This is a genomic window from Streptomyces auratus (assembly GCF_050433025.1).
Lineage (GTDB): Bacteria > Actinomycetota > Actinomycetes > Streptomycetales > Streptomycetaceae > Streptomyces > Streptomyces sioyaensis.
Genome location: NZ_JBNGCB010000001.1, coordinates 916123 through 940034, shown reverse-complemented (window position 1 = coordinate 940034; position 23912 = coordinate 916123). Strand labels below are relative to the sequence as shown.

At 71.9% G+C, this 23912-nt stretch carries 23 protein-coding genes; 15 read left to right on the top strand and 8 right to left on the bottom strand.

The window, feature by feature from the left end:
* The first annotated feature begins 485 nt into the window (after nucleotides 1-485).
* The 7 genes from BKA18_RS03850 (at nucleotide 486) to BKA18_RS03820 (ending at nucleotide 6214) form a co-directional block, all read left to right on the top strand.
* Nucleotides 486-1310 (top strand): HipA family kinase, encoded by an 825-nt coding sequence (locus tag BKA18_RS03850; RefSeq protein WP_366046106.1) that lies wholly within the window; start codon nucleotides 486-488, stop codon nucleotides 1308-1310.
* On the top strand, nucleotides 1271-1702 hold the full coding sequence (locus BKA18_RS03845) for a DUF3037 domain-containing protein (protein WP_051007040.1): 432 nt from the start codon (nucleotides 1271-1273) through the stop codon (nucleotides 1700-1702). The genes BKA18_RS03850 and BKA18_RS03845 overlap by 40 nt, the downstream gene beginning before the upstream one ends.
* A 246-nt stretch (nucleotides 1703-1948) precedes the next feature.
* Nucleotides 1949-2710 carry a 3-oxoacyl-ACP reductase FabG gene (fabG, locus tag BKA18_RS03840; RefSeq protein WP_366046105.1) on the top strand — a complete coding sequence of 254 codons (762 nt, stop codon included), beginning with the start codon at nucleotides 1949-1951 and terminating at the stop codon, nucleotides 2708-2710.
* A gap of 29 nt (nucleotides 2711-2739) precedes the next feature.
* The gene (locus tag BKA18_RS03835) at nucleotides 2740-3510 is read left to right on the top strand and encodes an SDR family oxidoreductase (RefSeq protein ID WP_366046104.1); all 771 of its coding nucleotides are present in this window, start codon (nucleotides 2740-2742) and stop codon (nucleotides 3508-3510) included.
* 324 nt (nucleotides 3511-3834) lie between these two features.
* The gene (locus BKA18_RS03830; RefSeq protein ID WP_429638374.1) at nucleotides 3835-4503 is read left to right on the top strand and encodes a uracil-DNA glycosylase; all 669 of its coding nucleotides are present in this window, start codon (nucleotides 3835-3837) and stop codon (nucleotides 4501-4503) included.
* Nucleotides 4504-4643: 140 nt separating this feature from the next.
* Nucleotides 4644-5183 (top strand): hypothetical protein, encoded by a 540-nt coding sequence (locus BKA18_RS03825; RefSeq protein ID WP_366046102.1) that lies wholly within the window; start codon nucleotides 4644-4646, stop codon nucleotides 5181-5183.
* 122 nt (nucleotides 5184-5305) lie between these two features.
* Complete coding sequence (locus tag BKA18_RS03820) at nucleotides 5306-6214, top strand: Gfo/Idh/MocA family protein (protein WP_366046101.1); 909 nt, start codon at nucleotides 5306-5308, stop codon at nucleotides 6212-6214.
* On the opposite strand, the gene lnt is transcribed toward BKA18_RS03820, so the two are convergent.
* The 4 genes from lnt to BKA18_RS03800 all read right to left on the bottom strand — a co-directional run bounded on the left by lnt (nucleotide 6183) and on the right by BKA18_RS03800 (nucleotide 12184).
* Nucleotides 6183-7754 carry an apolipoprotein N-acyltransferase gene (gene lnt / locus BKA18_RS03815; protein WP_366046100.1) on the bottom strand — a complete coding sequence of 524 codons (1572 nt, stop codon included), beginning with the start codon at nucleotides 7752-7754 and terminating at the stop codon, nucleotides 6183-6185. The genes BKA18_RS03820 and lnt overlap by 32 nt on opposite strands.
* Nucleotides 7755-7872: 118 nt before the next feature.
* Nucleotides 7873-8358, bottom strand: coding sequence for a nuclear transport factor 2 family protein (locus tag BKA18_RS03810; protein ID WP_006606499.1), 486 nt, complete (start codon nucleotides 8356-8358; stop codon nucleotides 7873-7875).
* A gap of 239 nt (nucleotides 8359-8597) precedes the next feature.
* On the bottom strand, nucleotides 8598-10544 hold the full coding sequence (locus tag BKA18_RS03805; protein WP_366046099.1) for an ABC transporter ATP-binding protein: 1947 nt from the start codon (nucleotides 10542-10544) through the stop codon (nucleotides 8598-8600).
* A 188-nt stretch (nucleotides 10545-10732) separates the two neighbouring features.
* Nucleotides 10733-12184 (bottom strand): GAF domain-containing protein, encoded by a 1452-nt coding sequence (locus BKA18_RS03800; protein ID WP_366046098.1) that lies wholly within the window; start codon nucleotides 12182-12184, stop codon nucleotides 10733-10735.
* A 579-nt stretch (nucleotides 12185-12763) separates the two neighbouring features.
* Between BKA18_RS03800 and BKA18_RS03795 the strand changes: the two genes are divergently transcribed.
* Nucleotides 12764-13153 (top strand): STAS domain-containing protein, encoded by a 390-nt coding sequence (locus BKA18_RS03795; RefSeq protein ID WP_366046097.1) that lies wholly within the window; start codon nucleotides 12764-12766, stop codon nucleotides 13151-13153.
* Between the two features lie 48 nt (nucleotides 13154-13201).
* Here the strand turns inward: BKA18_RS03795 and BKA18_RS03790 are convergent, their stop codons facing one another.
* Entirely contained in the window at nucleotides 13202-13690 is a 489-nt protein-coding gene (locus BKA18_RS03790; protein ID WP_366046129.1) for a glutathione peroxidase, read from the bottom strand.
* Between the two features lie 1315 nt (nucleotides 13691-15005).
* On the opposite strand from BKA18_RS03790, the gene BKA18_RS03785 reads away from it, so the two are divergent.
* The 7 genes from BKA18_RS03785 (at nucleotide 15006) to BKA18_RS03755 (ending at nucleotide 20288) form a co-directional block, all read left to right on the top strand.
* A complete protein-coding gene (locus tag BKA18_RS03785) occupies nucleotides 15006-16124 on the top strand; it encodes a SchA/CurD-like domain-containing protein (RefSeq protein ID WP_006606504.1) in 1119 nt (372 codons plus the stop codon).
* Nucleotides 16125-16192: 68 nt separating this feature from the next.
* Nucleotides 16193-16627, top strand: a complete 435-nt coding sequence (locus BKA18_RS03780) for a cupin domain-containing protein (RefSeq protein WP_006606505.1) — start codon at nucleotides 16193-16195, stop codon at nucleotides 16625-16627.
* The gene (locus BKA18_RS03775) at nucleotides 16624-17892 is read left to right on the top strand and encodes a beta-ketoacyl-[acyl-carrier-protein] synthase family protein (RefSeq protein ID WP_006606506.1); all 1269 of its coding nucleotides are present in this window, start codon (nucleotides 16624-16626) and stop codon (nucleotides 17890-17892) included. The genes BKA18_RS03780 and BKA18_RS03775 overlap by 4 nt, the downstream gene beginning before the upstream one ends.
* Nucleotides 17889-19139: a beta-ketoacyl synthase N-terminal-like domain-containing protein gene (locus BKA18_RS03770; RefSeq protein WP_006606507.1), complete on the top strand. Its 1251-nt coding sequence runs from the start codon at nucleotides 17889-17891 to the stop codon at nucleotides 19137-19139. The genes BKA18_RS03775 and BKA18_RS03770 overlap by 4 nt, the downstream gene beginning before the upstream one ends.
* 15 nt (nucleotides 19140-19154) lie before the next feature.
* Complete coding sequence (locus tag BKA18_RS03765; protein ID WP_006606508.1) at nucleotides 19155-19424, top strand: acyl carrier protein; 270 nt, start codon at nucleotides 19155-19157, stop codon at nucleotides 19422-19424.
* A 1-nt stretch (nucleotide 19425) separates the two neighbouring features.
* Entirely contained in the window at nucleotides 19426-19899 is a 474-nt protein-coding gene (locus BKA18_RS03760) for an SRPBCC family protein (RefSeq protein ID WP_006606509.1), read from the top strand.
* Between the two features lie 56 nt (nucleotides 19900-19955).
* Complete coding sequence (locus tag BKA18_RS03755; RefSeq protein ID WP_093481888.1) at nucleotides 19956-20288, top strand: TcmI family type II polyketide cyclase; 333 nt, start codon at nucleotides 19956-19958, stop codon at nucleotides 20286-20288.
* Nucleotides 20289-20401: 113 nt separating this feature from the next.
* On the opposite strand, the gene BKA18_RS03750 is transcribed toward BKA18_RS03755, so the two are convergent.
* The 3 genes from BKA18_RS03750 to BKA18_RS03740 form a co-directional block, all read right to left on the bottom strand.
* A complete protein-coding gene (locus BKA18_RS03750) occupies nucleotides 20402-21430 on the bottom strand; it encodes a methyltransferase (protein WP_147245381.1) in 1029 nt (342 codons plus the stop codon).
* Nucleotides 21431-21437: 7 nt separating this feature from the next.
* Nucleotides 21438-22547, bottom strand: a complete 1110-nt coding sequence (locus BKA18_RS03745; protein ID WP_366046096.1) for a right-handed parallel beta-helix repeat-containing protein — start codon at nucleotides 22545-22547, stop codon at nucleotides 21438-21440.
* A 537-nt stretch (nucleotides 22548-23084) separates the two neighbouring features.
* A complete protein-coding gene (locus tag BKA18_RS03740) occupies nucleotides 23085-23459 on the bottom strand; it encodes a VOC family protein (RefSeq protein WP_366046095.1) in 375 nt (124 codons plus the stop codon).
* Between the last annotated feature and the right edge of the window lie 453 nt (nucleotides 23460-23912).

Below are 23912 nucleotides of genomic sequence, written 5' to 3'. Positions count from 1 at the left end.
ACCAGCTCAGGCAACGACTTCTGACGGGAGTGCCAACGGCCGCCGCGGCCGTCGGCACTCCCACCAACGGCCGCCGCGGCGTCACAGGGCCGTCCGGGTCAGGGGGCGCGGATGGGGTCCTATGAGGATCACTGTGGTGGGTTCTCCGTACGGCGTCGGCCTCCCTTCCGTACGTGCCGGAAGCGATGTGCAGGGGGCGTGCGCCCGTGCTCGGTGCGCTTCTGGAGCCGGGCCCCGGCCGGGTACGGCGTAGACATATTCATGGGGGCGAAGTGGTCACGCTCGGTTATGATGCCCACTTTATGCCGGAGGCCGGATTCGAGGCGCGCGCGGCCACCGACGGGCTGCGCGGAAGAGAGGGGGAGCGGGATGCCAGTCGGAACTCCCCAGAGTCTCCCCGGGGTTGAGCGCGACGCTGACCTGGGGTGCACCTGTAGGGGATTGGCCGTGGATTGCAACGTAGATGAGTCGTGGAGACTGGGATCATGCTGACCGAAGTCGTGGCGACCCGCTATGTCACGCCCTTGCGTGAGGGCGGCTCGCTTCCGGGAATCGTCGAGGCCGACGATCTCGGTACCTACATCATGAAGTTCACCGGCGCCGGGCAGGGGCGCAAGACACTCGTCGCCGAGATCATCTGCGGGCAGCTGGGCCGCCGGCTCGGGCTGCGGGTGCCGGACCTGGTGCGGATGCAGCTCGACCCCGTCATCGGGCTGGGCGAGCCCGACCAGGAGGTCCAGGAGCTGCTGAAGGCCAGCGGCGGGCTCAATCTGGGCATGGACTACCTCCCCGGATCACTGGGCTTCGATCCGCTGGCCTTCGAGGTGACGCCCCGCGAGGCGGGCCGCGTGGTGTGGTTCGACGCACTGATCAACAACGTCGACCGGTCCTGGCGCAACCCCAATCTGCTGGTCTGGCACGGCGAACTGTGGCTGATCGACCACGGTGCGGCGATGATCTGGCACCACAACTGGCCCAGTGCGCAGAAGGCTTCGGCCCGGCCGTACAACGCCTCCGACCATGTGCTGGCCACGTTCGGTCCCGATCTCGCCGCGGCGGCCGAGGAGTTCGCCCCGCAGATCACGGAGGAGCTGCTGACCGGCATCGCGGCCGAGGTTCCGGACGAATGGCTGGCCGACGAGCCCGGTTTCGACTCCCCGGAGGCGCTGCGCCAGGCGTACGTGACCACGCTGCTGGCCCGCGCCCGGACCATCAGCGACCACATCACCCTGGGGGAACCGACCAAGGACAAGCCCTCGCAGGCACCGGAATGGCTGGCCGCACGGCTGGCACGGAGGGCAGTGAAGTGACCGGTCTGCACAACGGACGCGACGTCTTCGAATACGCCCTGCTGAGGGTCGTGCCCCGGGTCGAGCGCGGCGAGATGATCAATGCCGGGGTGGTCGTGTACTGCCACGCCCGGCGCTTCGTCGAGGCCCGGACCCATCTGGACGAGGCCCGGCTGCTGGCCCTGGACCCCACCACCGACGTGGCCGGGGTACGCGCCGCGCTCGGCGCCGTCGAGGGCATCTGCGCGGGCGGCGAGCGGGCCGGGCAGGCGGCGGGGGACGACGCGGGGCGCCGGTTCCGGTGGCTGGTGGCGCCGCGCAGCACCATCGTCCAGCCGGGACCGGTGCACACCGGACTGACCGCCGATCCCACCACCGAGGCCGCGCGGCTGCTGGAACTGCTGGTGCGCTGAGGACCGCGGATGCGCCGAGGGCGCCCGGTTCCGCCGTCGGGCGGGCCGGGCGCTCTGTCGTGCGGCGCGATGCCGCCGGTTCCCGGGCCGCCGCGCGGTGAGGTGGGCAACGGCGCAGTGGTGGGGCGTTGACAGCGCCCTGCCGGGCTTCTAGCGTCAGCCCTGCTCAGGCTACTAAGCGGTTGCTCACCCCGGAATCGGTGGGGCGGGCCGCTTGTCGAGGTTTCTAGGGTGAGGAGAACCCGCATGTCCACCACCGAGCAGCGCGTCGCCATCGTGACGGGCGCGGCCCGCGGCATCGGCGCGGCCACCGCCGTACGCCTGGCCGCCGAGGGCCGTGCCGTCGCCGTACTCGACCTCGACGAGGCGGCGTGCAAGGACACCGTCGAGAAGATCACCGCGGCCGGCGGCAAGGCCATCGCGGTCGGCTGCGACGTCTCCGACGCGGAGCAGGTCGACGCGGCGGTCGCGCGGGTCGCCTCCGAGCTCGGTGCGCCGACCGTCCTCGTCAACAACGCCGGCGTGCTGCGCGACAACCTGCTGTTCAAGATGAGCGAGATCGACTGGGACACCGTCATGAACGTGCATCTGCGCGGTGCGTTCCTGATGGCTCGCGCCTGTCAGAAGCACATGGTGGACGCCAAGTTCGGCCGGATCGTCAACCTCTCCTCCAGCTCGGCGCTCGGCAACCGCGGCCAGGCCAACTACTCGGCGGCGAAGGCCGGTCTGCAGGGCTTCACCAAGACCCTCGCCATCGAGCTCGGCAAGTTCGGGGTCACCGCCAACGCCGTCGCCCCCGGATTCATCGTCACCGACATGACCGCCGCCACCGCCGAGCGCGTGGGGATGGGCTTCGAGGAGTTCCAGGCCGCGGCCGCCACGCAGATCCCCGTGCAGCGCGTCGGCCGGCCCGAGGACATCGCGAACGCCATCGCCTTCTTCACCGGCGAGGCGGCCGGCTTCGTCTCCGGCCAGGTCATGTACGTCGCCGGTGGCCCGCTCAACTGACCGCCCCACCGACTTCAGGAGTACTGGACATGACCGAGCAGAACAGCGGCTTGCCCGAGCCTTCCGGCAAGGTGGCGCTGGTCACCGGCGCCAGCCGCGGCATCGGCTACGGCATCGCGGAGGCCCTGGTCGCCCGCGGTGACCGGGTCGTCATCACCGGCCGCAACGAGGACGCCCTCAAGGAGGCCGCCGAGAAGCTGGGCGCCGACCGGGTGCTCGGCGTCGCCGGTAAGGCGCATGACGAGGCCCATCAGGCCGTGGCCGTCGAGCGCGCCATGGAGACCTTCGGCCGCGTCGACTACCTCGTCAACAACGCCGGGACGAACCCGGTGTTCGGCCCCATCGCCGACCTCGACCTGGGCGTCGCCCGCAAGGTGTTCGAGACCAACGTCGTCTCGGCGCTCGGCTTCGCGCAGCGCACCTGGCACGCCTGGCAGAAGGACAACGGCGGCGCGATCGTCAACATCGCCTCGATCGCCGGCCTCTCCGCCTCGCCGTTCGTCGGCGCGTACGGGATCAGCAAGGCCGCGATGGTGAACCTGACGCTGCAGCTCGCCCACGAATTCGCGCCGGGGGTGCGGGTCAACTCCATCGCGCCCGCGGTGGTCAAGACCAAGTTCGCCGCCGCGCTGTACGAGAACCGTGAGGAGGAGGCCGCGGCCGGCTACCCCATGGCGCGGCTGGGCGTCCCGGAGGACATCGGCGGGGCCGCGGCCTTCCTGCTGTCCGACGCCGCGGGCTGGATCACTGGCCAGAACCTGGTCGTCGATGGCGGCCTGTCCCTCAACACCGGGGTCTGAACGCAGGGCTCTCTACGCAGGGCTCTCTACGCCGGGGTCCGACGGCATCGGGCCGGGCCCCGGGGAGGCCTCGCACCGGTGTGCGCTCCGAGGAGAATCCGTGGTGCCGGCCCCTCGCGGGGGCCGGCACCACGCGCGTCGGCGAACCCGCCGGGAAGGCATGGGATCCTGACAAGGCGGGTCGGCGCGGCCCGGCACCGCCCGCTGCCCGGCCACCGCCGCGGGAGGCCCGATCGGCCCGCAGACCGCGTTGTCAGTGGCCGCCGGTAGGTTCTGATGCTGAGAACGCAACGCACACCGGAGGTTGTTGACGTGGTGACCGACATGCTGCCCGAGTCCTGGCGCGAGGCCCTCGGCGAGGAGTGGGAGAAGCCCTATCTCAAGGAGCTCTCCGACTTCGTCGAGCAGGAGCGGGCCAACGGTCCGGTCTACCCGCCCCGCGAGCAGGTCTTCGCGGCGCTGGAGGCGACCCCTTACGACCAGGTGAAGGTGCTCATCCTGGGCCAGGACCCGTACCACGGCGCGGGCCAGGGCCACGGTCTGTGCTTCTCCGTGCAGCCCGGCGTCAAGACACCGCCGTCGCTGCGGAACATCTACAAGGAGATGAAGGAGGAGCTGGGCCACCCCATTCCGGACAACGGCTATCTGATGCCGTGGGCCCAGCAGGGGGTGCTGCTGCTGAACGCCGTCCTCACGGTCCGCGAGGCCGAAGCCAATTCGCACAAGGGCAAGGGCTGGGAGAAGGTCACCGACGCGGTGATCCGCGCGGTCGCCGCCCGGCCCGAGCCGGCGGTCTTCGTGCTGTGGGGGAATTACGCCAAGAAGAAGCTGCCGCTGATCGACGAGGAGCGGCATGCCGTGGTGCAGGGCGCGCACCCCTCCCCGCTGTCGGCGAAGAAGTTCTTCGGCTCCCGGCCCTTCACCCAGATCAATGCGGCGGTCGCCGCCCAGGGCCATGCGCCGATCGACTGGCGCATCCCCGACCTGGGCTGAGCCACCGGGCAGGTCCGGCGGCGCGGCGCGGTCAGGCCCGCCGCCCGGGCGCGTCGCGCACACCGCGCGCAGGTCCCGTCCGGCGGTTAGCGTCGAGGCAACGACGTTGGCGGTGGTGAACGATCCGGGAGTGCGCGGTGATGGAGAAGCGGCGGCAGGCGACGCCCGAGGACGGCGTGCTGACCCGGATCGGCCAGGCGATCATGTTGCACCGCGCCGGCGACCGGGAAGAGGCACGCAACCGCCTCTCGGCGCTGTGGCACGAGATCGGGCCGCAGGGCGACGCCTTCCACCGCTGCACCCTCGCCCACTACATGGCCGACACCCAGGACGACCCCCGGGACGAACTCGACTGGGACCTCAGGGCCCTGGAGGCGGCCGAAGGCTTCGTCACCGAGCGGCCCGCGGGCACCGCCGCCGCGCCCGTGGAGCCGAAGGTCGCCGACGGCCCCGGCCCCCGCCACCCCCTCATCGCGCTCCGGGCGTTCTTCCCCTCCCTCCATCTCAATATCGCGGCCGACTACGCCGCCCTCGACCGTCCGGCCGATGCCCGTGCCCAGCTGCGGCGGGCGAGGGCGTCGGCCAACGCCCTCGCCGACGGCGAATACCGCCAGGGCCTGCGGGACGCGATCGACCGGCTCCAGCTGCGGATCGACCGGGCGGCGGGGCATACGCCGTAGGGCGTCCGCGTCCGGGACGGCGGGTCTTCAGCCGACGAGATCGCCGGCCGGCGGCCGCCGGCCGGCACGTATGCTTCCGGCACGCCAGGCGCCAGGAACGCGGTACAACCCAGGGAGCATGAGTGAAGGTCGGCTGCATCGGACTCGGCGACATCGCCCAGAAGGCGTACCTCCCGGTCCTGGGCACACAACCGGGTCTCGAACTGCACCTGCACACCCGTACCCCGGCCACCCTCCAACGCGTCGGCGACACCCTCCGGCTGCCCGGCGCACAGCTCCACACCGACCTGGACGCACTGCTCGCCACCGGCCTGGACGCGGCCTTCGTGCATGCCGCCACCGCCGCGCACCCCGAGCTCGTGACCCGGCTGCTCGAAGCCGGCGTGCCGACATATGTCGACAAGCCGCTCTCCTACGACTTCGCCGTCTCCCAGCGCCTGGTCGCGCTCGCCGAGGACCGCGGCGTGGGCCTCACCGTCGGCTTCAACCGCCGCTTCGCGCCCGCCTACACCCAGTGCCGCGAGCACGCCCGCGAGCTGATCCTGATGCAGAAGAACCGCATCGGCCTGCCCGAGGACCCGCGCACGCTGGTGCTGGACGACTTCATCCATGTCGTCGACACCCTGCGGTTCCTGGTCCCCGGCGAGGTCGACCACATCGATGTGCGCGCCAGGATCCGGGAGGGGCTGATGCAGCATGTGGTGCTCCAGCTGTCCGGCGACGGCTTCACCGCCCTGGGCCTCATGAACCGCCTCAGCGGTTCGGCGGAGGAGGTCCTCGAGGTCTCCGGGCAGGACACCAGGCGTCAGGTCGTCAATCTCTCCGAGGTCATCGACCACAAGGGACAGCCGAGCATCCGGCGCCGCGGCGACTGGGTGCCGGTCGCCCGCCAGCGCGGCATCGAGCAGATCGTGCTGGCGTTCCTGGACGACGTACGGGCCGGCCGGCAGCCGTCCGCCCGGGACGCGCTGCGCACCCACGAACTGTGCGAACGGGTGATCACCGACGCCCTGGCGCAGGCCGCCTGCTGAGCGCCCGCAGCCCCGCGTACCCGCCGGCGAGCACCAGCGCGCCCACCGCCCCGTACACCGCCCAGTCACCGAACCGGGTGTACGGGCTGGTGCCCTCGGCCAGCGGCAGGTCGTAGACGGCCGCCGCGCTGCGGTCGGTGCCCAGCCGCGCGCCGATCTGCTCGCCGCGCGGGCCGTACACCGCGCTGATGCCGGTGAGCGTGGCATGCACCATCGGCCGCCAGTTCTCCGCGGCGCGCAGCGCGGCCAGTGAGGAGTGCTGTGCGGGCGCCCAGCTGTGCTGGAAGGTCGAGGTCGAGGACTGGGCGACCAGCACCCGCGCACCCTCCCGCGCCAGATGACGGCTCATGTCGGGGAAGGCGGACTCGAAGCACACCAGCGGCCCGATGCGCAGCCCGCCCGCGGTGGCCACCGGCAGCAGCACCTGACGGGTACCGCGCAGCCGGTCGGTGGTGGCCGCCTTGCCCACCCGGGTCGCCCAGCCCAGTACGGGCCGGAAGGGTATGTACTCGCCGAAGGGCACCAGCCGCATCTTGGCGTAGCGGTCACCGGTCGGCCCGTCCGGTCCGATCAGCACCGCGCTCTTGTAGATACCGGCCCGGCCGGCCTTGGGCGAGTCGGCGTTGACCAACAGCTCGGCGCCGGTCTGCCGGGAGAGGGCGGCGAGGCGGGCGGCGAGCGCCGGGCGGTCCGCCGGGTCCTCGTAAAGGCTGCTCTCCCCCCAGACGATCAGCCGTACCCCGCGGCCCGCCAGCGACCGGGTGAGCGCTTCGCTCCGGGCCAGCCGCGCCGACGGGGGCCCGGTCGGGCCGGGCTGGACGACCGCGAACCGCACCGTGCCGGCGGTGCGGGGGACCGGCGCCCAGAGCCACGCCGCGGTGCCCGCCAGCGCGCACACCAGCAGCCCCGAGACGGCCGGCAGCCAGGCCGCGGGACGGGCGATCAGCTCGGCCACCGCGGTGTTCACCGCCACGATCAGCAGGCTCAGCAGCCACACCCCGCCGACCGACGCCAGCCGCAGCGCGGGCGTCACCTGCCACTGTCCGGCGCCCAGCAGTCCCCAGGGCCCGCCCAAGTACTCCCAGGAGCGGACCAGTTCGACCATCAGCCAGCCCGAGGGCACCAGCACCAGCGCGGCGGCGTACCGCCGGCCCGTCGCCGGCCGCCTCGCGCCGCCCGCCGTTCCGTCCGGTCCGGGCGCGCCGCCCAGCAGCGCGCGCACCAGCAGCCCCCACGGCGCCCACAGCGCCCCGAGCAGCAGGGCGAGCAGGAGGATGAAGACGTGCAGGCTCGGCAGCAGCCATTGGTGGACGGCGAGCATGAAGCCGGTGCCGCCCAGCCAGCCGTCCAGCGCGGCCTGCCGGTACGTCGGCGCCGACCGCACCAGCAGCAGCCAGGGGACCAGCGCGACATACGCCAGCCACCACCACGACGGCGCGGGAAAGGTGAGGGCAGGCACCGCGCCGGCGAGGGCGGCGGCCACGCCCCGTACCCAGGGGGAGCCGAGCCACCGCGGCCGGTGGCCGAGCGCTCCGTCCATGCCGCCTCCCTCGTCCCGGTGTCCGCGGGCCGGACGGCCAGTCTGCGCGGGCCGGCGGATCAAGGAAAGGGGGTGTCGCCGCAACGGCCGATTCCGGACCGGGAGGGGAGCGGGACGGTCAGTCGCCGAGGGGACGCACCTGCCGCCACTTCTCGTGGACCACGACCCCGGTCAGCCGCCAGCCGTCGGGGGTACGGCGGGCGGTGAAGTCGTAGCGGCCGCCGCAGGTGTAATTGGGGGCGGTCGGGTCGTCGTCGCCGGCGTCCGCGGCGGGGCGGGCGAGCCGCATCGGGTTGAGGTAGTCGGCCTGGATGGTGGCGGTGTCGCCGGGTGCACCGTCGCGCCGGTTGAGCTCGATTCGGCGGTTGACGATCAGATGCTGCCGCATCGCGAACTGCCGCAGCATCTCGGCCAGCCAGGCCGCGATGTCCTCGGTGCCGGCTTCGATGCCGCCGGCCGAGCGGTAGTCGGCCCGTCCGTCAGGGGTGAACAGGGCCAGATAGCCGGGCCAGTCGCCGTCGTCCACGGCGCGGGCATAGCCGTTGATCAGATCGTCGAGGGCCAGGCGGTCCATGACCGTGGAGTGTTCCGCGCGCTGCGTCATCGCCTCAGTTTTCGGCATGGCACGGGCCCCCGCCAAGAGGCGGGGGCCCAGGGCGTGTCCGCAGAGTCCCGCCTGGCCCGCGACGCCTGGCACGCGCGCTCGCTGCGTTGTCGGATCGTCCACGTAGACCCACTACGAGGACGACCCTCCGCCTTGCGATCGCACGCACCAGACGCCGCGGGCCCCGCCCTGCGGGCGGACGACGGGACCCTGCGGACACGCCCTGGGGCGTGTCCGCCTCAGTTCGCCAGCGCCGACTCCGGCAGCAGATCCGGCCCCGCGTCCGGGCGGCCGGCTTCCTCCCCGGCGGCCTTCCGGCGGTCCTCCGAGTCGGCGAACTGGGTCCGGTACAGCTCCGCGTACCGCCCGTCGTCCGCCAGCAGGGTCTCGTGCGTCCCGCGCTCGACGATCCGCCCGTCCTCGACGACGAGGATCACGTCCGCGGCCCGTACGGTCGACAGCCGGTGGGCGATGACCAGGGCGGTACGGCCGTCGAGCGCCTCGGTGAGGGCTTCCTGCACGGCCGCCTCGGAGGTGTTGTCCAGATGGGCCGTGGCCTCGTCCAGGATCACCACCCGGGGGTGGGCGAGCAGCAGCCGGGCGATGGTCAGCCGCTGCCGTTCGCCCCCGGAGAGACGGTAGCCGCGCTCGCCGACGACGGTGTCCAGACCATCGGGAAGCCCGGCGATCAGCTCCTCCAGACGGGCTCGGCGCAATGCGTCCCACAGCTCGGCCTCGGTCGCCTCCGGCCTGGCCAGCAGCAGGTTCTCGCGGATCGAGTCATGGAAGAGGTGCCCGTCCTGGGTGACCATCCCCAGGACGTCGCGCAGCGAGGCCGCCGTCAGATCGCGGACGTCCACCCCGGACAGCCGGACCGCACCGGCATCGGCGTCGTACAGCCGTGGCAGCAGCTGCGCCACGGTCGACTTGCCGGCGCCCGAGGAGCCGACCAGGGCGACCATCTGGCCCGGTTCGGCGCGGAAGGAGATGCCGTGCAGGACCTCTTCGCCGCCACGGGTGTCGAGGACGGCGACCTCCTCCAGGGAGGCCAGCGAGACCTTGTCCGCGGACGGGTAGCCGAAGCGGACGGCGTCGAACTCCACCGACACCGGGCCGTCGGGCACCGCGCGGGCGTCCGGCTTCTCGGTGATCAGCGGTTTCAGGTCGAGCACCTCGAAGACCCGCTCGAAGCTGACCAGCGCGCTCATCACCTCGATATGGGCGCCGGACAGCGCGGTCAGCGGGGCGTAGAGCCGGGTGAGCAGCAGAGCGAGCGAGACGATCGCACCGGGCTCCAGCTGTCCGTGCAGGGCGAGGAATCCGCCCAGCCCGTAGACCACGGCCAGCGCCAGGGCGGAGACCAGGGTGAGGGCCGTGACGAAGTACGTCTGGACCATCGCCGAACGGACCCCGATGTCGCGCACCCGGCGGGCCCGGGTGGCGAATTCGGCGGACTCGCGCGCCGGCCGGCCCATCAGCTTGACGAGGGTGGCGCCGGGCGCGGAGAACCGCTCGGTCATCTGGGTGCCCATTGCCGCGTTGTGGTCGGCCCCCTCCCGGCGCAGGTCCGCCAGCCGCCGGCCGACCCGGCGGGCGGGCAGCACGAACACCGGCAGCAGCACCAGCGCGATCAGGGTGATCTGCCAGGACAGGCCGAGCATCACCACGAGGGTGAGCAGCAGCGTCACGATATTGCTGACGACCCCGGAGAGGGTGTCGCTGAACGCCCGCTGGGCGCCGATCACATCGTTGTTCAGACGGCTGACCAGCGCGCCGGTGCGGGTGCGGGTGAAGAACGCGATCGGCATCCGCTGGACGTGGTCGTACACGGTCGTCCGCAGATCGAGGATCAGCCCCTCACCGATGCTCGCCGACAGCCAGCGGGTCAGCAGCCCCAGTCCCGCCTCCGCGACCGCGATCACGGCGATCAGCCCGGACAGGCCGATGACCACGCCCGACGGGTCGCCGTTCACGATCGCGTCCACCACCCGGCCGGCGAGCAGCGGGGTGGCCACCGCGAGCATCGCGGTCACCGTGCTCAGGACGAGGAACCACAGCAGCCGGCGGCGGTGCGGGCGGGCGAACGCCGCGATGCGGCGCAGCGTGCCGCGGGAGAAGCGGCGCCGGCCCTGCTGCGCGGTCATCGTGCTGTGCAGCGCATGCCAGGCGGTGACTTCCATGTCCATCGTGGCCTCCAAGCCGTCGGGGTCGTCACGGGATCGCCGTGCGTGACCGGCGACATAAGAGCAACCTAGGACCTCAAGCAATGTTGAGGTCAATTGATTCCTCCACGCTCACTCACAAGGATCGCCGTTGGCCACCCGAGCCGCGGAAACCGCCTCGTGGGGAGCCCATCGACGAGGGCGCGGGCTCGTCAGAGCGGGCGTTCCCAGACCGTGAGGGCCTCGGTGTCGGCCGGGACGCTGACGGTCAGGCGTACCGCGGGGCGGCCGTCGGGGAGTGTGGCGAGGGTGTCCACGACGACCTCGGTGCGGACCGGGTAGGCCGCGGCGGAGACCGACGGGGCTGCCTCGGCCAGCGCCTTGGCCAGCGCCGCCAGCAGTTCCCGGCCGGCCTCGTCGTCGAGGCGCGCCTCGACCGGGCCGAGGAACTGCACCGACGGCCGGGTGCCGAGCACGGGGGTGGCGGCCGCGGCCTCCCGCAGTACGCGGGTACGGAGTCCGGGCACCGCGGCCGGCCCCTGCTGCAGCGCGATGATCGCCGACCTGATCTCCTGGATCGTCGCGTCCAGCTCGTCGACCGCCTGGCCGACCCCCTCCGCCACCTCCGGCAGCTGCGCCTTGCGCCGGGCGGTCTCCAGCAGCATCCCGGTGGCGAACAGCCGCTGGATGACCAGATCGTGCAGATCGCGGGCGATGCGGTCGCGGTCCTCGAAGACGGCGAGCTGTTCGCGGTCGCGGTGCCGGTCGGCGAGGACGAGCGCCACCGCGGCCTGGGCGGCGAACTGCGTCCCCAGGGTCCGCTCGGTGTGGCTGAAGCGGCGCTCGCCGGGCCTGCGGCACAGCGCGAGGGCGCCCAGCACCCGCCCGCTGCTGCGCAGTGGCAGCAGCATCATCGGGCCGTAGTGGCGCGAGAGCGGGGAGATCGAGCGGGGGTCGCCGCCGAAGTTGTCGGAGAACACCGCGAGCCCGGCGCGTATCTGATGGACGGCCGGGCTCTGCGGCGGGATCCTGGCGCGCTCGGACTCGACCCGTACCGCCTCGGGCAGCACGGTGGAGATCGCCACGATCTCCATACCGCCCTCGGGGTGCGGCAGCAGCACCGCGCCGGTGGCCGCCTCGGCCAGGTCCCGGCCCTGCTCCGCGACGACGGTCAGGGCGTTGGGTGTCGTCGAGCGGGTGTCGGGCTCGGTCAGCAGCGCCGTGGTCACGGAGGCCGTCCCGTCGATCCAGCGTCTGCGCTGCCGGGCGGCCGCGTGCGTCCGGGCATTGCTCACGGCGATGCCGGCTTGGGTGGCCAGCACCCGCACCAGGTGCAGATCCGCGTCGCCGAACCCCCCGCAACCGTCCTTCCCCGCCACGCACAGCGTGCCGAACAGCTCGCCCTGCACCTGTATGGGCACCTCCAGAAATGTTCCGGCGGGCTGCTCGGAGGCGGGGGAGGGGCCGTGGGTGATCAGCTCGCCGGGGCCGTCGCCGTCCTCGTCGAGGAGGCTGACAGCGGCGTGACGCGCTCCGGTCAGCGCGGCGGCGTTCTCGGCGATACGGTCCAGCGCACGGCGCAGATCATGATCGGAACCGACCGTCACCATCGCTTCCAGGAGCTGCGGGAGACGGGAGATCGGCCCGCCCGCCAGCGCGCGCAAGCTCCGCGCGGTGCGGTCGGGAAAATCTCCCGCGGGGTCCGACGGCTTCAGGGCACACCTCTCACTTCCGGCCGTTCGGACAGTCTAATTCGGTCGAAAGCGTGTTATCCGCGCCAAACGGACGGTATCTCCGGTTCGGCCGGGACATGGCCTGACCTGCGCGTGATCCATGCCGTCCAGGTCTACGGGAGCAGGTCGGTGGCGCGGGCGGGCGAGCAGGCCACCTTGGTCGGCGGGGTACGGGGCGCAGTAGGAGCAGCGGGCCTTGGTCGCCTATCCCGGCCACACCCGCCAGGGGCGACTTTGAGACAACCTGGAGCTGAGTCGTGCGCCGGGACTTGAGGCCCCCGAGCTGCGGGTAAGCCGTAGTCAACTACGGGCACAGCTGCAGAAACGCAAGGGCACAGCAGACACACCACCACACCACCAACGACCCGGAAACGGGCCGACCCGCCCGGATTGCGCCGGGCGCCCCCCACACGTTCCGAACATCTCCGCCGCAGACGCGTGGCCATATCTCGCGCCTCGGCATGAAAGTGGGCCGGGCCGATGGATGAAGGTCAGTACTACCCGAGACTCGTGGGACCCAGCCGTGCGGCGGGCGGCACCACCCTTCTCGAAATCCGCGGTGAGCTGGACATCCTCGCCGTGTCGGTGCTGTCCGACCGGCTGGACGACATCACCGGCGCCCAGGGCGTCGATCTCGTGCTGGACGTGCGCGCGGTGACGTTCATCGACTGCGCCGGACTGTCCCTGCTCAGCCGCGCCCGCCAGCGCATCCGGCAGCGGGGCGGCAGGCTACGGCTGAGCGGGGCCACCGGCGACGGGAGCGTCGCGCGGCTGCTGCGCATGACTGGGCTGACCGGCAGCTTCGACCTCGTCCCCGACGACGAGGGCGCCATGGACGCCCGGGCCGAGGCCACCGGGCCGGCCGGGGTCACGGACAGCGCCGGCAGCGCCGTCGCCTGACGGGCCCGGACGCCGCCGGCCCCACTCCTCGCCGGCCCGGTCCCGGACTCAGGCCGGCAGGGCCGCCTCGATGGCGCCGACCAGCTCCTCGGCCTCCGGGTCGGTGCGCGGCCGGAAGCGGCCCGCGACCTCGCCCCCGGCATCGATCAGGAACTTCTCGAAGTTCCACTGGATGTCACCGGCCGCGCCCTCGGCATCCTCGGTGGCGGTCAGCGCCGCATACAGCGGGTGCCGGTCCGCGCCGTTGACGTCGGTCTTCTCGAACAGCGGGAAACTCACGCCGTACGTCGCCGAGCAGAACGTGGCGATCTCCTCCGCGGTGCCCGGCTCCTGGCCCGCGAACTGGTTGCTGGGGAAGCCCAGCACAGCGAAACCACGGTCCCCGTAGCGCTGCTGCAGCCGCTCCAGGCCCGCATACTGCGGGGTCAGTCCGCATTTGGACGCCACATTCACCACCAGCAGGGCCTTGCCCCGGTAGTCGGCGAGGGAAGCGGGCTCACCGGTCAGGGTGCGCAGGGGGATGTCGTACAGGCTCACGGTCATGCTCCTCGTTACGGGTCCGCGGACAGGGACGTCCATCCTCCGTCCCAACAGCGGCGCCCGCCCTGATCTTCCCCGGATCGTCGACCGGCCAGGACACGACCGGCCGGAGCTCCCCCGAGCGCCACTCCTTGAGCAGCTGGTCGAAGATCGGCGTCTCCCCCTCGGCCGGGCGCCGTGCCTGGGGGTCGGGGGGCGGCAGCGGCGGCGGCCGGCGGGGGAGGGAGATGCGCTGGAAGGGGTGCGAGGCGGGCTTCTCGGCGTCCATGTCCGGACTCAACCGGAATTCGGCCCCCGAGTTGCGGGACGCGGCCGGGACGGCTCTCAGAAGCCCCTGCGGTGGTGACGGGCAGAAGATACGTTCGCGCCGCGAAGGGACCGGGGGACGTTCGGTCGGTCGCTTGTTGCTCGGCAGCCTCGTGCGCCCCGGGGTCCGGCCGCTGTGCGTCCCGCGCCGATGGGGGACGCTTCGTGTCGGCCCGGGGCGCCGGTGAGGAGGAACCGGTCGGCCGGGTACCGCTGAGCGGCCTGTCCGGCGGCATGTCATGGAGCCTCGTCCGGGACCTCAACGTCCGGGCCCAGTGCGGCCGTTGCAGGGGAGAGGAGACCGGTGCCGTGGCCCACCGGTGAAGTCCGCCGGGTCTCGCCCCGGCCCGGGCCCGGGCTGCGGGGCGGACCCGGCGCTGCCGGTGGCCCACCGGCGGCCGGACGCCGTCGGCCCGAGGACCGCGGTGACGCTCCGCGCATCCGGTGCGGAGGAGCACGACTGCGGCGGAGAGCGGCAGCCACTCCTGGTTGCCGCCGGTGCGTGAACGGGCCTGCCGGCCCCCGTGGTTGTCGGCCCGGGCCGAGGCGGCCCCGCGGAGCCGCTGTTCGGACCGGCCTCCCCGAACAGTCCCCCGTGCGGACGTCGTTCCCCGTCACCCACGCGGGCGGGAGGTGCCCGGCCTCCCCGACCGGCGGCTGACGGACGCCCGGAGGTCCCGGGAACGGCGGGGCGAGGCGCCGACCTGCGGCCCGACCACGACGGGTACCGGGATCCGTTCCCGGCGGGGTGGTTCCTCGCGTGCTCCAGCGGCACGGATGCGTACGGCAGATGGAGCACGGGTCCGCGGCCCCGGCTCTGTTCGATCACCGTTCACCTGCATGGCTCACAGATCTCGCGCCGCCCGTGGGTCCCGGCCACGATCGAATCCGGGACGCCCCCCGGACACCGGGCAGGCCGCCCCACCATCCGGCTCAGTCACCGGATCGCACCGGAACTGACGACGCACCACTGGGGCCACCGGGCCCCGAAGGAGATGCGTAGACGATGACAACGCTGTCGGAACGAATATCCCAGTCAGCCTTCGACGGCTCGCGGCTTCGGGTCGTGCTGCTTCTGGATCTCCACGAGGGAGCCCAGCAGCGCTTCATGGAAGCCTATGAGCACCTGCGCAATCAGGTCGCGTCCGTCCCCGGGCACATCAACGACCAACTGTGCCAGTCCATCGAGAACCCCTCGCAGTGGCTCATCACCAGTGAGTGGGAGAGCGCACCGCCCTTCCTCGCCTGGGTCAACAGCGAGGAACACGTCAAGATGGTCCAGCCGCTGCACAGCTGTGTGCGCGACACCCGGTCGCTGCGCTTCAGCGTCCTGCGCGAGACCTCGAACATCGCCAGCCTCGCCCCCGAGCCCCCCAAGGGCCGGCTGCAGGCCAACCCCCGCGTCGGCGACGGCGTCGTCCGGCACGCACTGACCTTCACCGTGAAGCCGGGCAGCGAATCGATGGTCGCGGAGATCCTCGCCGGCTACACCTCTCCGGAGGCCCGGGTCGACGACACCACGCGGCTGCGCCGCACCTCCCTGTTCATGCACGGCAACCGCGTCGTGCGCACGGTGGAGGTGCAGGGCGACCTGGTCGCGGCGCTGCGGCACATCTCCCAGCAGCCCGAGATCCGGGCCGTCGAGGAGGCCGTCAACCCGTATCTGGAGCAGGACCGCGACCTCAGCGACCCGAACTCCGCCCGGGTGTTCTTCACCCGCGCCGCCCTGCCCGCGGTGCACCACGTCGCGGCGAGCGGACAGCAGCCCGACGGCATCCGCCGGCACGCGCTGTTCTACCCCGCCAAAGAGGGGTGCGGGATGGCCCTGGCCAGGATGCTGGCCCACCAGGACGAGCTGGCCGCGGACGACCCGCAGTGCCCCATCACCGGCAGCACCGTCTTCCAGCGCGACGACGTGGTGGTCCGGCTCATCGATCTGCGGATTCCCCTCGACAGCGATCCCATGCTGGCGCTGGGTGTCCGCGGTCCCCGCAAGACGGCGGTGCTGCGGCGCCTCCTCGACACCGATGTGGCCGGCGGTCTGTCGAACGACCGCGAGGTGGCGCACTTCCTCGAGCGCTCCGACATGGCCCTCATCACCGACCGCCGGGCGCCGGACGCCTGAGCGCACCCGCCCGCAGCAGGTCCCGTCCCCCCTCAACCGCCGGCCCCACGCCCCTGGAGGAATCAGCCATGACCACGCACCGCCCACGCATCGTGGACCTCAGCGAGACCCAGCCCAACCGCCGGCGCGGAGGTGACCTGCGCGCCATGCTGACACCTACTGCGGTGGGCGCCACGAGCGGCTTCATGGGCATGGCACTCGTCCAGCCCGGCGAGCGCATCGGCGAGCACTACCACCCGTACTCCGAGGAGTTCGTGTACGTCGTCCAGGGCGCCCTCGAAGTGGACCTCGACGGGGAGGCGCACCCGCTGCGCCCGGACCAGGGTCTGCTGATTCCCCCTTATATGCGGCACCGCTTCCGCAACGTGGGGGACGTGGAGGCCCGGATGGTCTTCCACCTCGGTCCGCTGGCCCCGCGCCCCGAGCTCGGGCACGTCGACACCGAGGGCACGGAGGAGAGCACCCCCGCCGCACCGCCCGAACGCACGGAGCCGGTGTCATGACCCGCCGCGTGGCGGTCACCGGCGTCGGTATCGTCGCGCCCGGCGGTGTGGGGGTGCCCGCCTTCTGGGACCTGCTGTCCGCCGGACGTACGGCGACCCGTGGGATCACCCTCTTCGATCCGGAGGGGTTCCGCTCGCGTATCGCCGCCGAGTGCGACTTCGATCCCGCGGCCCACGGTCTGAGCAGCGAGCAGGTGGCCCGCTCGGACCGGTACGTCCAGTTCGCCATGGTCGCCGCGAGCGAGGCGCTGCGCGACGCCGGGCTGGACGCCGGGGCGGAGGATCCCTGGCGCATCGGGGTGTCCCTGGGCACCGCCGTCGGCGGCACCACGCGGCTGGAACACGACTACGTCGCCGTCAGCGGCCACGGGCAACGGTGGGATGTCGACCACCGTCCGGCCGGCCGCTATCTGGAGCGGGCGTTCTCCCCGAGTTCGCTCGCCTCCGCGGTGGCCGAGCAGGTCGGTGCGCACGGGCCGGTGCAGACCGTCTCCACGGGCTGCACCTCCGGCCTCGACGCCATCGGCTACGCCTTCCACTCCATCGAGGAGGGCAAGGCCGATGTGTGCATCGCCGGTGCGTCGGACTCACCGATCTCCCCGATCACGGTCGCCTGCTTCGACGCCATCAAGGCGACCTCCCCCAACAACGACGACCCCGCCCATGCCTCACGGCCGTTCGATGCCCACCGCGACGGGTTCGTGATGGGTGAGGGCGGCGCCGTCCTCGTGCTGGAAGAGCTGGAACACGCCCGCGCCCGCGGTGCGCACATCCACTGCGAGATCCGTGGCTATGCCACCTTCGGCAACGCCTACCACATGACCGGCCTGACCCAGGAAGGCCTGGAGATGGCCGAGGCGATCAACCGGGCCCTGGCCCACGCCAGGCTCGACGCCACTCAGGTGGACTACGTCAACGCCCACGGCTCGGGCACCCAGCAGAACGACCGGCACGAAACGGCCGCGGTCAAGCGGTCGCTGGGCGAACACGCCCGCAAGATCCCGATGAGTTCCATCAAATCCATGGTCGGCCACTCACTGGGCGCCATCGGCGCGATCGAGATCGTGGCCTGTGTGCTGGCACTCACGCACCAGGTGGTGCCGCCGACGGCCAACTACGAGACTCCGGACCCGGAGTGCGACCTCGACTACGTGCCCAAGACGGCACGGGAGCTGCCGCTGCGTTCGGTGCTCTCGGTCGGCAGCGGGTTCGGTGGTTTCCAGTCAGCGGTGGTACTGACCCAACAGGGTGGGAGGGCACGATGAGCTCCCCGAAGGAACGTCGCTCCGTCGTCACCGGCATCGGCGTCATCGCCCCCAACGGGGTGAGCACCGAGACCTTCTGGAAGGCGACCGTCGAGGGCATCAGCGTCCTCGACCACGTCACCCGCGACGGGTGCGAACATCTGCCGCTCAAGGTCGCGGGCGAGGTCCGCGGCTTCGACCCGGGGGATCTGATCGAGGAGCGCTACCTCGTCCAGACCGACCGGTTCACGCACTTCGCCATGGCGGCGGCCAACCTCGCGCTGGACGACGCCCGGATGGGCCGCGCCGACTACAACGACTCACCGTTCGCGGTGGGAGTCGTCACGGCCGCCGGATCGGGCGGCGGTGAGTTCGGCCAGCGGGAGCTGCAACGGCTCTGGGGCCAGGGCTCCCGTTACGTCGGTCCGTACCAGTCCATCGCCTGGTTCTACGCGGCGAGCACCGGCCAGATCTCCATCCGCGGCGGCTTCAAGGGGCCGTGCGGAGTGGTGGCCAGCGACGAGGCCGGCGGCCTGGACGCGCTGGCGCATGCCGCCCGCACCATACGGCGCGGCACCGATGCCGTCGTCGTGGGCGCCGCGGAGGCACCGCTGGCCCCCTACTCGGTCGTCTGCCAGCTCGGCTACGACGATCTGAGCCGGCTCGACGATCCGGCCCGCGCCTACCGCCCGTTCACCAGCGGTGCGTGCGGATTCGTGCCCGCCGAGGGCGGCGCGATGCTGATCGTCGAGGAGGAGGCGGCCGCCGTCGACCGCGGGGCGACCGTCCGGGCCGTGCTGGCCGGGCATGCCGCGACCTTCACCGGGGCCTCCCTGTGGGAGGAGTCCCGGGAGGGGCTGGCGCATGCGATCCGCGGCGCACTGCAGGACGCGCGGTGCGCCCCGGAGGAGATAGACGTGGTGTTCGCCGACGCGCTCGGTGTCCCTGCGGCCGACCGGGCCGAGGCGCTGGCGCTCGCGGATGCCCTGGGGCGGCACGCCGCGCAGGTCCCGGTGACGGCACCCAAGACCGGTACCGGCCGGGCGTACTGCGGTGCCCCCGTACTGGACGCCGCGGCCGCGGTGCTCGCCATGGAGCACGGCGTCGTGCCGCCCACCCCCAACGTCGTCGACGTCTGCCATGACCTCGACGTGGTGACCGGCCGGGCCCGCCCCGGCGAGTTGCGGACGGCGTTGGTGCTGAGCCGGGGACTGATGGGCTCGAACGCGGCGATGGTGCTGCGGCAGGGCTCCGGGTCCCCCTCGTGAGAAGGAGAACCCCGCATGAACGCTCAACTGACGCTCAATGAGCTGGCCGCGCTGATGAAGTCCGCTGCCGGCCTCACCGTCGATCCGAAGGAGCTGGCGAACCGGCCCGACGCGACCTTCGCCGAGTTCGGCCTGGACTCGCTCGGCCTCCTCGGCATCGTGGGCGAGCTGGAGAACCGGCAGGGCCGGCCGATGCCGACCGACGCCGAGCGCTGCAAGACGCCGCGCGACTTCCTCGACCTCGTCAACACCGCACCCGAATCCGTTCCTACGACAGGAGCCTGACATGTCCGGCCACACCGAGAACGACATCACCATCGCGGCGCCCCTCGACCTCGTCTGGGACATCACCAACGACATCGAGAACTGGCCGCAGCTGTTCAGCGAGTACGCCTCGGTCGAGGTGCTCTCCAGGGAGGGCGACAAGACCACCTTCCGGCTGACGATGCACCCGGACGACAACGGCACCGTCTGGAGCTGGGTCTCCGAGCGGACCGTCGACCGCAAGGGCCGCACGGTGCGCGCCCGCCGCGTGGAGACCGGTCCCTTCGCGCACATGGACATCCACTGGAAGTACGCCGAGATCCCGGGCGGCACGTCGATGCACTGGACCCAGGACTTCGCCATGAAGCCCGATGCGCCGGTCGACGACAAGGGCATGACCGAGCTCATCAACCGCAACTCCCGGATCCAGCTGGAGCTCATCCGGGACAAGATCGAACAGCGGGACCGCGAGCGTCGCTCCGCCACCGTCAGCTGACGGCCCGCCAGGCCGCGTCCGGACCGCCACCCGGCGGCAATGAAGGGACCCCCCTGATGCATCACGCTCTGATCGTCGCCCGCATGGCCCCCGGCTCCGCCCCGGACATCGCCGAGGTCTTCCGGGCCTCCGACCGTACGGAGCTGCCCCACCTGGTCGGGGTCAAGCGGCGGACGCTCTTCCAGTTCGGTGACGTGTATCTGCACCTCATCGAATCCGACCGGCCGCCCGGCCCGGAGATCGCCAAGGTGGCGGAGCACCCCGAGTTCCGCAACGTCAGCGAGCGGCTCTCCGCCTTCGTCAGCGCCTACGACCCGGAGACCTGGCGAAGCCCCAAGGACGCACAGGCCCAGCAGTTCTACAGCTGGCAGTGCGAGGGCAGCGGCTGACGCGTACGCGGAGCCGGGGTGATCCCCCGGCGTCCGCGCCGGCCCGGGCAGGGGCGAGGTCGCCTGGCGAGGAGCAGTCTCCTCGCCGGGCGACCTGCCGTGTATGCCCGGGCTCATTCGGGGACGGTGCACTCGAAGGCGTGCAGATACGGGTTGACGACGCGGAGCTCGCCGACCTTCAGTCCGGCGTCCGTCATCCGGCTCACCAGGCTGCCCCTGGTGTGCTTGGCGCCGCCGACGTTGAGGAGCAGCAGCAGGTCCATCGCCGTGGTGAACTTCATCGAGGGGCTGTCGTCGACGAGGTTCTCGATGATCACGACGCGGGCGCCGGGGCGGGCGGCCCCGACGACGTTGTGCAGCGTGCGGCGGGTGCTCTCGTCGTCCCACTCCAGGATGTTCTTGATGATGTAGACATCGGCCTGGACGGGGATCTCCTTCCGGCAGTCACCGGGCACGATCCGTACCCGCGAGGCGAGCGGGCCGCCGTCCCGCAGCCGGGGGTCCGGGTTCGCCACGACCGTGGGCAGATCGAGCAGGGTGCCCTGCATCGCGGGGTACTTCTCCAGCAGACTCGCCAGGACGTGCCCCTGGCCACCGCCGATGTCCGCCACCGACGACGCCCCGGTCAGGTCGAGCAGCTGGGCGATGTCCTGCGCCGACTGCTTGCTGGAGGTCGTCATCGCCCGGTCGAAGACCTCGGCGGACTCCGGTGCGTCCTGGTGCAGGTACTCGAAGAACCCCTTGCCGTAGAGGCCGTCGAAGACGTTGCGGCCGGAGCGCACCGCCTCGTCGAGCCGCGGCCAGGCGTCCCAGGTCCACGGCTCGGTGCACCACAGGGAGATGTAGCGCAGGCTGTGGGGGTTGTCCTCGCGCAGCAGCCGGGACATGTCCGTGTGGACGTACTTCCCGTCGTCGGTCTCCGCGAAGATTCCGTAGCAGGACAGGGTGCGCAGCAGCCGCTCCAGCGGCCGCGGCTCGGCCCGTACCGCGGTGGCCAGCTCCTCGGCGGTGGTGGGCCGGTCGCCGAGCGCGTCGGCGACGCCGAGGCGCGCCGCCGCCCGTACGGCCGCCGCACACGCGGCGCCGAAGATCAGCTCACGCAGCTGCATGGCCGGCTGGGGGGTGGGACTTACGGTGGTCATTCCGCCTCTATTCTCCCGTTGACGACGGGTGCATCCTGTGCTCCCGGTGCGGCCGTGGGCACAGTCCGGCCGGCTGCGAGGTACGGCACACATTCCGGAGGAACCGGTTGTGCCGGCCGGCGCGGTCCCGGTTGGCCAGGTCCACGGGCTTGTTGCGCAGCACGATGTTGTCGCTGATGACATTGCGCTCGTTGAGCGACTTCACGAAGCTGGGGAAGAGCACGACGCCGCCGGAGAACGGGGAGGCGCCGCGGTTCTCGCGGATCAGGTTGTGCCGCACCAGCGCCTGCTCGGTGCCGGTGAGCAGGACGCCGACCCCCTGGATGAACGGCAGGCGGCCATTGGCGGGGCAGTGCTTGTTGTTCTTGACGATGGTGTTGTCCCGTACCGTCAGCGCGCCCGCCCGGGGCCGGGACTCGTCGCCGACGATGAAGATGCCGCCGCAGTTCCCGGCGATGCTGTTGTGGGCGACCGTCAGGTTCCGGACGCGCTGGAGGGTGATGCCGATCCGGTTGTGGGACAGCCGATTCCCGGTGATCGTGGCGCCCCGGTTGTCGGTGGCGCCGCCCTCTTCCCCGACGACGTTCGCCAGGTAGATGCCGGAGTCGCCGTTGCCGGTGACGGTGTTGTCCCGGATCGCCGCCCGGGTGGACTTCTCCTGCGCGATGCCCCACACGCCGTTGTGCCGCGCGGTCACCTCGTGCACCGTCAGCCAGTCGGTGCGGGAGGCCCAGATGCCGGTCTTCCGGAAGCCCTGGACGGTCAGCCCGTGGAGCGTGACGTCATGCAGCCGCCTGCCCCGCTCACCGATGATGCAGATGCCGTTGCCCTCGCGTCCGCAAGCGTTCTGGGCCCGCTTGCCGGACGGGCCGAGCACCGTCCTGCGGCCCGCGCCGATCAGGCGCAGCCGCGGCTTGGTGATCAGCACGCTCCCCCGGTAGTGACCGGGCCGGATGAAAATGGTGTCGCCCGGCCGCGCCCTGTTCACCGCCTGCTGGATCGATTCGCCGGGGTGGACGACGTGGTGTCCGGCCGGTTCGCTCGGTGCGGCCGCGCCCAGTCCGCCGACCAGCATCGCGGCGACGCAGCTCAGGTATTTCATCTGTCGTAGCGCCATGAGGCGAAGCTATGGGCGATCATGCTCGCTCGCCACATGTGGTGAGCCGTTGATGACGGTGGGTACGGCGGCCGGTGTGCGACACGCCGTCAGGTCCGGTGCCCGGGCAGGCACCGGACCGCCCATCAGGGCCGGTCAGCGGGGTCCCGCACGCCCTCGTCGCCGGTGGGGGAGGCCTCGCCGCACGGCGCGGAGCCGGCGGACGGGGAATCAGCTGACCGGGTATCGGGCCGGGTGCCGGACGGAGCGTCGGGGCGGGCATCGGGGCCGGTGTCCGACGGGGCGTCAGCCGGCCCGTCCGGCCACACCTCGGTCAGGAATGCCGCGAGGCTGGTCGGCAGAAACCACGGTCGGGCGCGGAAAACGGTCACGGAGGAACAACGCGCCAGGCCCGGCCGACGACACCGGCCCGGGGGCAGCGGGGCTGCTTGATCACCCCAACGGCCGCGGGGGAGGCGGCCGCGGCGCGCCCCGAACGGACCGGAGGGCCCGGCCGGCCGCGGACGCCGGGTCCGCTGCCACCTGGTCCCCGCAGCGTCAGCCCGCCCGCTCCGCCGCGCTGCGCTCCACGCAGAACTCATTGCCCTCGATGTCGGCCAGGATCGCCCACCCGGTCCCGTCGGCCCGGCGGTGGTCGGCCACCAGGGTCGCGCCGAGCGCCAGCAGCCGCTCGACCTCCTCGTCCCGGCTCCGGTCCTGCGGCTGCAGATCCAGATGCACCCGGTTCTTCACGGTTTTGCCCTCGGGCACCGTGAGGAACAGCAGCGCACCGCCCGCGGCCGTGACCGTGGCCTCCGGATCGCCCGGCAGATCGTCCTCGGCCAGCGATCCACCCAGCACCTGTGCCCAGAAGCAGGCCAGACCGTAGGCGTCGGTGCAGTCGAACGTGGTGTGCCGTACCCATGAAGTCATGGACGTCACTATGTGGTTGAGGGGCGGAACTGTCCATCGGGAATCATCCGGCACGGAACGCGGTCCGCGCGGTTCCGGCGTCCGCCTTCGGCAATTACCATGAGGGAAGCAGCCGTTGAGCCGGACCGTGGCCGGCGGCGACCCGGCGGGGGCGCACCCGGGCGCCGGGAACATCCCGGGCAGGAGGTGTGTCCGGCACACCCCTGCAAGCCGCCCGTCCCCGTCGTCTACAGTTGCAGAATTCCGCAATTCAACAGATGACGCGACGGCCGGTCGGCCTGAACGCGGAGGACATGCGTGGGCGGTTTCGCCGAATCGGTAAGGGAACGAGTGCGCGTGACGCGGTCCGCGCCCCGTCCCGGGGACGGGGCGCAGCGGTGAACGGTGCCTGGGTTCCGCCGTGTCCGGCCGAGGCCGGCGCACTGCCCGCGGCCGACGGCGTGGGGGCGGCCT

Coding starts and splice junctions, on each gene's coding strand:
- fabG (WP_366046105.1), top strand. CDS start 1,949: ATGTCCACCACCGAGCAGCGCGTCGCCATCGTGACGGGCGCGGCCCGC.
- BKA18_RS03830 (WP_429638374.1), top strand. CDS start 3,835: ATGCTGCCCGAGTCCTGGCGCGAGGCCCTCGGCGAGGAGTGGGAGAAG.
- BKA18_RS03770 (WP_006606507.1), top strand. CDS start 17,889: ATGAGCTCCCCGAAGGAACGTCGCTCCGTCGTCACCGGCATCGGCGTC.
- BKA18_RS03810 (WP_006606499.1), bottom strand. CDS start 8,358: ATGACGCAGCGCGCGGAACACTCCACGGTCATGGACCGCCTGGCCCTC.
- BKA18_RS03835 (WP_366046104.1), top strand. CDS start 2,740: ATGACCGAGCAGAACAGCGGCTTGCCCGAGCCTTCCGGCAAGGTGGCG.
- BKA18_RS03740 (WP_366046095.1), bottom strand. CDS start 23,459: ATGACTTCATGGGTACGGCACACCACGTTCGACTGCACCGACGCCTAC.
- BKA18_RS03780 (WP_006606505.1), top strand. CDS start 16,193: ATGACCACGCACCGCCCACGCATCGTGGACCTCAGCGAGACCCAGCCC.
- BKA18_RS03785 (WP_006606504.1), top strand. CDS start 15,006: ATGACAACGCTGTCGGAACGAATATCCCAGTCAGCCTTCGACGGCTCG.
- BKA18_RS03750 (WP_147245381.1), bottom strand. CDS start 21,430: ATGACCACCGTAAGTCCCACCCCCCAGCCGGCCATGCAGCTGCGTGAG.
- BKA18_RS03825 (WP_366046102.1), top strand. CDS start 4,644: ATGGAGAAGCGGCGGCAGGCGACGCCCGAGGACGGCGTGCTGACCCGG.
- lnt (WP_366046100.1), bottom strand. CDS start 7,754: ATGGACGGAGCGCTCGGCCACCGGCCGCGGTGGCTCGGCTCCCCCTGG.
- BKA18_RS03760 (WP_006606509.1), top strand. CDS start 19,426: ATGTCCGGCCACACCGAGAACGACATCACCATCGCGGCGCCCCTCGAC.
- BKA18_RS03805 (WP_366046099.1), bottom strand. CDS start 10,544: ATGGACATGGAAGTCACCGCCTGGCATGCGCTGCACAGCACGATGACC.
- BKA18_RS03755 (WP_093481888.1), top strand. CDS start 19,956: ATGCATCACGCTCTGATCGTCGCCCGCATGGCCCCCGGCTCCGCCCCG.
- BKA18_RS03850 (WP_366046106.1), top strand. CDS start 486: ATGCTGACCGAAGTCGTGGCGACCCGCTATGTCACGCCCTTGCGTGAG.
- BKA18_RS03765 (WP_006606508.1), top strand. CDS start 19,155: ATGAACGCTCAACTGACGCTCAATGAGCTGGCCGCGCTGATGAAGTCC.
- BKA18_RS03775 (WP_006606506.1), top strand. CDS start 16,624: ATGACCCGCCGCGTGGCGGTCACCGGCGTCGGTATCGTCGCGCCCGGC.
- BKA18_RS03845 (WP_051007040.1), top strand. CDS start 1,271: ATGGCTGGCCGCACGGCTGGCACGGAGGGCAGTGAAGTGACCGGTCTG.
- BKA18_RS03745 (WP_366046096.1), bottom strand. CDS start 22,547: ATGGCGCTACGACAGATGAAATACCTGAGCTGCGTCGCCGCGATGCTG.